Raw genomic sequence first — 9260 nt, 5'->3', positions numbered from 1 at the left:
CGGAGGCGACTCCATCAAAGGTATTCAAATGGCGAGCCGTCTGAATCAGCACGGCTTCAAGCTGGAAATGAAAGACCTCTTCCAGCATCCGACGATCGAAGAGCTGGTCTCCTATGTGGAGCGGACGGAAGGCAAACAGGCCGACCAGGGACCGGTCGAAGGCGAGGCGGAATTAACGCCGATCCAGCGCTGGTTCTTTGAGAAAGACTTTACGAACAAGCATCACTGGAACCAGTCCGTCATGCTTCATGCGGCAGAGGGCTTTGATCCAGTTTTGGTTGAAAAGACCTTACAAGTATTAACTGAGCATCACGATGCGCTCCGAATGGTTTATCGTGAGCAAAAGCCATATTACAGAGGGCTGGAGGCTGCGTCTGTTGATTTGGAAGTTTTCAAGCTGAATGGGCCTGCTGAAGATCATGAAGACCGCATTGAACGGGAAGCGGATCATCTCCAAAGCAGTATTGCACTGGAAACCGGCAATCTGCTGAAGGCAGGGCTTTTCCAAGCGGCAGACGGTGACCATTTGCTTCTGGCCATTCATCACTTAGTCGTAGACGGTGTATCATGGCGGATTTTACTGGAGGACTTCACTGCCGTTTATACTCAGCTGAAGCAAGGAAACGAACCGGCGCTTCCGCCGAAAACACATTCATTCGCCGAGTTTGCACAGAGATTAAAAGAATACGCAGACACGAAGGCATTTTTGAAGGAAGCCGATTATTGGAAACAGCTGGAGGAGAAAGAGGTATGGACTCAGCTTCCGAAAGACCGGCAGTCAAGCGATCCGCGTATGAAGTATACAAAAACGATCGGCTTCTCACTGACAGCTGAACAAACCGAGCTGCTCACAACAAAAGTACATGAAGCCTATCACACAGAAATGAACGACATTCTGCTGACAGCACTCGGATTGGCGCTGAAGGAATGGACGGGCCGGGATACAATCGGCGTTCATTTAGAAGGCCACGGACGTGAGGACATACTTAATGGCCTGAACATGACCCGGACGGTCGGCTGGTTTACGAGTATGTATCCGATGGTCCTGGAAATGAAGCACGCCGATGATCTCGCGTATCAGCTGAAACAAATGAAAGAGGATATCAGGCATATACCGAATAAAGGAGTCGGCTACGGCATTCTGCGCTATGTAACGGCGCCTGAGCATAAAGAGGATCTTTCATTTTCCATTAAACCGGACATCAGCTTTAACTACTTAGGCCAGTTTAATGAAATGTCTGACTCCGGTTTATTTACAAGGTCGAAGATGCCGTCGGGACAATCGCTGAGCCCGGATACGGAAAAGCCGAATGCGCTCGATATTGTCGGATTTATAGAAAATAGGCAGCTGACTATGACATTTGCCTATCATTCTCTCGAATTTCATGAAAAAACCATTCAATCGTTCAGTGACAGTTTTAAAGCGCATCTGCTTAAGATTACAGATCATTGCTTAGCCCAAGACGGGCCGGAGCTTACGCCTAGTGATCTTGGAGATGACGACCTGACGCTTGATGAACTTGATAAATTAATGGAGATTCTTTAGCAGAAAAAGGTAGAGGTGACGTATGAGCAAAAAATCGATTCAAAAGGTGTATGCACTCACACCGATGCAGGAGGGAATGCTGTATCATGCAATGCTTGATCCGCATTCTTCCTCTTACTTCACACAGTTAGAGCTTAGGATTCACGGAATCTTTCATCTTGAACTCTTTGAAAAAAGCGTAAATGAGCTGATCCGGACTTATGACATTCTGCGTACGGTATTTGTGCACCAGCAGCTGCAAAAACCGCGCCAAGTCGTATTAGCCGAGCGTAAAACGAGCGTGCACTATGAAGATATCAGCCAATTAGATGAAACACGCCAAACCGAATATATTGAACGCTATAAAAGTGACGTGCAGCAGCAGGGTTTTAATCTCGCAAAAGACATTCTGTTTAAAGCGGCGGTTTTCAGACTGAGTGAAGAGCAGCTGTATCTCGTTTGGAGCAATCATCATATCGTTATGGACGGCTGGAGTATGGGCGTTTTGATGAAGAGTCTGTTTCAAAACTATGAAGCGCTCCGGGCCGGGCGCCCCGCAGCAGCCAGTCAGGGCAAGCCTTACTCTGACTATATTAAATGGCTCGGCAGCCGGGACAATGAAGAGGCCGAACAATATTGGAGCAGCCGCCTGGCGGATTTCGAACAGCCGAGCCTGCTCCCGGGCCGCCTGACTGCGAAAAAGAAAGACTATCAAAATGAAGAATACTCCTTTGTGTGGGATGAAGAGCTGGTGGCGCAAATTCAGCAAACCGCAAATCAGCATCAAGTGACGGGGCCTAACCTCTTTCAAGCGGTATGGGGTGCCGTGCTCAGCAAGTACAACTATACGGACGACGTAGTCTTCGGAACCGTAGTATCAGGCCGTCCTTCAGAAATCAACGGCATTGAAACGATGGCCGGGCTGTTCATTAACACGATACCCGTTCGGGTCAAGGTTGACTCAGAAGCCGCCTTCGCTGATGTGATGTCAGCCGTCCAAAAAAACGCCGTTGAAGCCGAGCGTTACGATTACGTGCCGCTCTACGATATTCAAAAGCGTTCCGCCTTGGACGGAAGCCTTTTGAATCATCTGGTTGCGTTTGAAAATTACCCGCTTGATAAAGAGCTTGAAAACGGAGGCATGGAGGACCGTCTCGGCTTTTCCATTAAGGTGGAACATGCCTTTGAACAAACAAGCTTTGATTTCAATTTAATTGTTTATCCGGGCAAAACGTGGACCGTCAAAATCAAATACAACGGGGCGGCATTCGATGCTGACACCATCGAAAGAACGGCAAATCACCTGACCCGCATGATGAAAGCGGCAGTCGAAAAGCCTGACGCATACGTGCGGGATTACGGACTGGTTTCAGAGGAAGAAGAACGGCAGATTGTGGAGGTATTCAATGATACGAAAACAGCGCTGCCGGAAGAAACGGCCGTTCATCGCTTATTCGAAGTGCAGGCAAAACGAACGCCTGCCAGCATCGCAGCAAAAGAAGAGGGACGTGAGCTGACATACCGTGAATTGAATGAAGCAGCCAACCGTCTGGCAAGAATTCTCATTGAGAACGGGCTGGAAAAAGGACAGACCGCTGCCATCATGAACGAGCGCTCTGCGGATACCGTCATCGGAATGCTTGCCGTCTTAAAAGCAGGCGGCGCATATGTGCCGATAGATCCGGCTTTTCCGGAGGACCGTCTCCGTTTTATGGCGGTAGACAGCTCCATTCAGCTCGTGTTGACGGTTCAAGCTTATAAAGAACAAGCAGGCACACTGCAAGTTCCGGTCATCATGCTTGACGCCGGTTCAGATGAAACAGTGAGCTGCGCCGATCTGAACCTGTCTGCGGGCGGAAACGATCTGGCGTATATCATGTACACATCCGGTTCAACGGGCAAACCGAAAGGCGTCATGATCGAGCACAGAAATATCATCCGGCTCGTCAAGCATTCGAATTACGTTACGGTTCACGAAGAAGACCGCATGGCGCAAACGGGGGCCGTCAGCTTTGATGCCGGTACTTTTGAAGTCTTCGGCGCTTTGTTAAACGGAGCTGCGCTCTATCCGGTCAAAAAAGAGACGCTGCTTGATGCTTCCCGCTTTGCCGCGTTTCTCAGAGAACAGCGGATTACGACGATGTGGCTGACTTCTCCGCTGTTCAACCAGCTTGCCCAAAAGGATGCAGGCATGTTTAAAACGCTCCGGCATTTAATCATCGGCGGAGACGCGCTTGTCCCGCATATCGTAAACAAAGTCAGAAAGGCTTCTCCAGAACTGTCGCTTTGGAACGGCTACGGCCCGACGGAAAATACAACATTCTCGACCAGTTTTCTCATTGACCAGGATTATGACGGTTCTATTCCGATTGGGAAGCCGATCGGCAATTCCACCGCATACATTATGGACGATAGCCGGAATCTTCAGCCGATCGGTGCGCCGGGCGAGCTGTGTGTCGGCGGAAGCGGGGTTGCAAGAGGTTATGTGAATCTGCCTGAATTAACGGAGAAACAGTTTGTCCAAGACCCGTTCAGGCCTGACGATACGGTGTACCGGACGGGAGACTTGGCGAAATGGCGTCCGGACGGCACGATCGAGTTTCTGGGCCGAATTGACAACCAAGTGAAAGTGCGCGGCTTCAGAATCGAGCTTGGAGAAATCGAGACGAAGATCAGCCAGGCAGAGGGCGTCACGGAAGCGGCCGCGATGATTAGAAAAAACAAAGCGGATGAAAATGAAATTTGCGCCTACTTTACCGCAGATCGTGATCTTTCTCAGGAAAGCCTGCGTAAATCACTTTCAGAATCACTGCCTGAATACATGATTCCCGCGCATTTGATTCAAATGGAACAATTTCCGCTGACAGCGAACGGAAAAATTGATAAAAAGTCGCTTCCTGAGCCGCAGGCTGAAGCGGCGCAACAAGAATACGAAGCGCCCAAAACAGAAGCGGAGCAGAAACTTGCGGATATTTGGGAAGGCATCCTCGGTGTAAAAGCCGGTGTGACTGACAATTTCTTTACCATCGGCGGCCATTCTTTAAAAGCCATGATGATGACCGCTAAAATTCAAGAGCAATTTCAAAAAGAAGTGCCGATTAAAGTTCTGTTTGAAAAGCCGACGATTCAAGAGCTTGCACAATATTTACAGCAGCATGAGAGCGAGGAGGAGCAGCAGTTTGAACCGATCCGACAAGCGCCTTATCAGAAGCATTATCCTGTATCCTCAGCACAGCGCAGGATGTATATCCTTAACCAGCTCGGGCAGGCAAGCACGAGCTACAACGTCCCTGCTGTACTTTTGCTGGAAGGAACAGTAGACAAAGACCGTCTTGAACAAGCCATGCAGGCATTAATCAACCGCCACGAGACATTGCGTACGTCGTTTGACATGGCGGATGGAAAAGTTGTGCAAATCATTCATAAAAATGTTTCATTTCAGCTGGAGGCTGCCAAGGGCCGGGAAGAAGACGCGGAAGAACTGATAAAAGCCTTTATCCGTCCGTTCGAGCTTAACCGTGCGCCGCTCGTCCGTTCGAAACTGATCCAGCTTGCAGAAGATCGGCATTTGCTGCTGATTGACATGCACCATATTATTACTGACGGCAGCTCGACGGGGATTTTCATCGGCGATCTGGCGAAGCTTTATCAAGGCGCAGAGTTAGAGCTGCCGAAGCTTCACTATAAGGATTTTTCTGTCTGGCAGCGTGAGAAAGCCGATCAGGATAAGCATGAAGCATACTGGCTTGATACATTCAAAGGCGAGCTGCCGGTGCTTGATCTGCCGCTTGACTTTCCGCGTCCGGCCGAGCGGAGCTTTGAAGGAGAACGGGTCATCTTCGGGCTTGATCGGCAAGTGACGGCGCAAATTAAGAAATTGCTGGCTGATACGGATACGACGATGTACATGTTTTTATTAGCCGCTTTTCAAGTGCTGCTTTCCAAATATACGGGGCAGGAAGATATCATCGTCGGTTCTCCGACTGCCGGAAGAACACATCCCGATCTTCAAGATGTGCCCGGCATGTTTGTCAACACGGTTGCACTGCGGTCACATCCGTTAGGCAAAAAAACGTTCAAGCAATTTTTGGACGAGGTAAAAACGGCCAGCCTTCAAGCCATCGAGCATCAGAGCTATCCGCTTGAAGAATTGATTGAAAAGCTGCCATTAACGAGAGACACGAGCCGAAGCCCGCTGTTCAGCGTGTTATTTAACATGCAGAACATGGAGATTCCGTCATTGCGATTGGGAGATTTGCAGATTTCTTCTTATTCCATGCATCACCATGTCGCCAAATTTGATCTTTCCCTCGAAGCGGCAGAGCGGGGGGAAGAAATCGGGCTGAGCTTTGATTACGCCAGAGCCTTATTTACAGACGAAACGATCCGCCGCTGGAGCACTCATTTTGTCAATCTGGTTAAAGCCTGCGCCGGCAATCCCGAAGTGCGCTTGGCCGATGCAAATCTGCTGTCCCCTGCCGAACAGGACGCGCTTTTGGCAGACGAAAAACGAACGGAAGCGGATCTGCCTGAAGGCGGCACTTATATCTCGCTGTTTGAAGAACAAGCGCAAAAGACACCTGACCTTACAGCGGTTGTCGGCGGGGGAAGCCTGACATACCGTGAGCTTGATGAACAGGCGAACCGTTTTGCCCGCCACCTCCGCGCAAACGGAGCGGGGCGTGAAGACATCGTTGCGATTATGATGGATCGTTCGGCTGAATTGGTCACCGCCATTCTCGGTGTCATGAAAGCCGGAGCCGCGTTTCTGCCGATAGATCCGGAGACCCCGGAAGAGAGAATCCGTTACTCTTTGGAAGACAGCGGGGCGAAGCTTCTCGTCGTCAATGAGAGAAATATGACCGCGGCCGCCGTTTATAAAGGAAAAACGGTAACCATGGAAGGCGGAGAGTGGCGGGAGGAAAGCGCTGAGCGCCTTGAAACAGAGGCGCGTGCCGATCATCTTGCTTATATCATTTATACGTCAGGGACGACAGGAAAACCAAAAGGCGTCCAGCTGGAACATCGCAATCTTATAAACTATGTCACGTGGTTCAGCCGTGAAGCCGATCTGACGGAAAAAGATAGAGCCGTGCTGCTGTCCTCTTATGCGTTTGATCTGGGATATACAAGTCTGTTTCCGATCCTTCAAGCGGGCGGCGAGCTGCACATTGTGCCGAAAGAGACGTACACGGCGCCTGATCAGCTTGGTGAGTATATACAGCAAAACGGCATTACGTATATCAAGCTGACGCCGTCGCTGTTCCATATGATCGTCAATACATCCCGTTTTACGAAAGAACGGCATTTCAGCCCGCTTCGTTTAGCGGTTCTCGGCGGCGAAAAAATCATCACGTCTGATGTCCGCAAGTTCCATGAGGTGTATCCGCATACCGATTTCATCAATCACTACGGCCCGACGGAAACGACCATCGGCGCCGTTGCCGGACGGATTGATATGGATCGGCTTGATCAGTATGAAAAACGCCCGGTCATCGGCCGGCCAATCGCTAATACCGGGGCGCTTGTTTTAGACAGCTCGATGAGACTTGTTCCTCCGGGAGCAAGCGGCGAGCTGTATATTACAGGAAGCGGGATTGCCAGAGGGTATCTCAACCGCCCGCAGCTGACGGCGGAGAAATTTCTGGCTAATCCGTACTCGCCGGACAGCTTGATGTACAAAACGGGTGATGCCGTCCGCAGGCTTTCTGACGGGACGATTGAATTCATCGGCCGAACGGATGATCAGGTGAAAATCCGCGGCTACCGAATTGAATTAAAAGAGATTGAAAACGTGCTGTTAAGTATGAACGGGATTCAGGAGGCAGTCGTTCTCACAGTCAGCGAAGGCGGGCTGCCGGAACTTTGCGCGTATTATAAAACCGCCGAAAATCTGAAAGGGCCTGAGCTTCGCAAACTGCTTTCTCAAACGCTCCCGTCCCACATGCTTCCGGCCTATTTTGTGCAGGTTGACGAGATTCCGCTGACAGCCAACGGAAAAACAGATAAAAACGCTCTGCCGAAACCGGGCGCCGCTCAAATGGGATATCGTACAACCGCCTTGCCGGAAACCGAACTTGAAGAGAAGCTTTGCCGTATTTGGAAGAATACGCTCGGCATTGACGCACTCGGCATCGACGACAATTTCTTCGATTTCGGCGGGCATTCCTTAAAAGGCATGATGCTAGTTGCCAATATTCAAGCGGAGCTGGACAAAACCGTTCCGTTAAAAGCGCTTTTTGAACAGCCCACCGTCCGTCAGCTTGCTGCATATATGGAGTCATCAGCGGTTTCAGACGGTTATCGGATGATTCAGCCAGCCGCGGCTGCTGATGCGTATCCTTTATCTTCCGCGCAAAAACGGATGTATGTCCTGAATCAGCTTGACCGGCACACAATCAGCTATAATATGCCGTCGGTGCTTCTGATGGAAGGGGAAATCAATATTGCCCGGCTGCGGGAAGCGCTCAATCAGCTTATAAATCGCCATGAATCATTGCGGACGTCATTTACGGAAAAGGCCGGCCAGCCGATGCAGCAGATAGCGGATCAGGCGGAAATTGAGCTTCACATGCTCGAAGCAGCAGCCGAAGAAGACGCGCACCAGCAGATCAAAGCCTTCATCAAGCCGTTTGACTTAAGTGAGGCTCCGCTCATTCGCGCAGCCCTGATCAGAATAAATGAAAAGAAACATCTTTTGCTATTAGATATGCACCACATTATTGCCGACGGCGTGTCCAGAAGCATTATGGTAAAAGAACTCGCTCAGCTTTACAGAGGCGGCAGCCTTCCAGAGCCGAAGCTGCATTATAAAGACTTCGCCGTCTGGCAGAACGAACCTGACCAATCGGAGCGGATGAAGGAGCATGAACGTTATTGGCTTTCTGCTTTTGCAGGCGAGCTTCCTGAACTGAATTTGCCGATAGATTTCCCGCGTCCTCCGGTTCAGAGCTTCGAAGGGCAATCGATCCGCTTCAGAGCGGGGCGTGAAACGGAAAAGGCCGTCCGTGAAGTAATGGAAAAAACGGGCGCCACTCTGCATATGGTGCTGCATGCGGCGTTCCATGTCTTTTTGGGCAAAATTACGGGACAGCGTGATATCATCATTGGTTCGGTTACGGCCGGAAGAACGAGCGCCGATGTTCTGGAAATGCCGGGTATGTTCGTCAATACGCTTGCGCTGCGTAATGAAGCGCGCAAAGAGCAGACTTTCGCCGAGCTGCTCGAACAAGTGAAACAAACCAACTTAGACGCATTAGAGCATCAGGATTACCCATTTGAAGATTTGATCGGACAGCTTGACCTTCCTAGAGACATGAGCCGCAATCCGTTGTTTCAGGTCATGGTGACGACAGAAGATCCGGATAAAGAAACACTGGATCTGGAGAACCTGCATATCACGCCGTATCAGTCAAACCAAGGTACGGCAAAATTCGATCTGACACTCGGCGGTTTTACAGATGAAGAGGGACTGGGCCTTCAGCTTGAGTATGCGACAGATTTATTTAAAAAAGAAACGATTGAAAAGTGGAGTGACGGCTTCCTGCGGATTTTGGAGACAGCCGCAAGCCGCCCTGACAGAAAGCTGTCGGCGATCTCACTGGTCAGCGAGACAGAAAAACAAGCTCTTCTTGACGCATGGAAAGGCAAAACCCTTCCCGTACCGCGGGACAAAACGGTTCACCGCCTCTTTGAAGAAACGGCGGCGCGCTATGCAAGCCGCCCTGCCGTGACA

At 50.3% G+C, this 9260-nt stretch carries 2 protein-coding genes; both read left to right on the top strand.

Annotated features, from left to right (window positions below):
- Positions 1-1546 (top strand): condensation domain-containing protein (locus J7E26_RS17305; RefSeq protein ID WP_251039278.1); only part of this gene is annotated, 1546 nt, incomplete at its 5' end.
- 22 nt (positions 1547-1568) lie between these two features.
- On the top strand, positions 1569-9260 hold a 7692-nt coding region (gene srfAB, locus J7E26_RS18670), incomplete at its 3' end, for a surfactin non-ribosomal peptide synthetase SrfAB (protein ID WP_214804228.1).

The sequence above is a fragment of the Bacillus sp. ISL-51 genome, assembly GCF_018613535.1.
Classification (GTDB): Bacteria; Bacillota; Bacilli; order Bacillales; family Bacillaceae; genus Bacillus.
The sequence above is the reverse complement of the archived record's forward strand: the minus strand, read 5'-3'. Positions and strand labels throughout refer to the sequence as shown.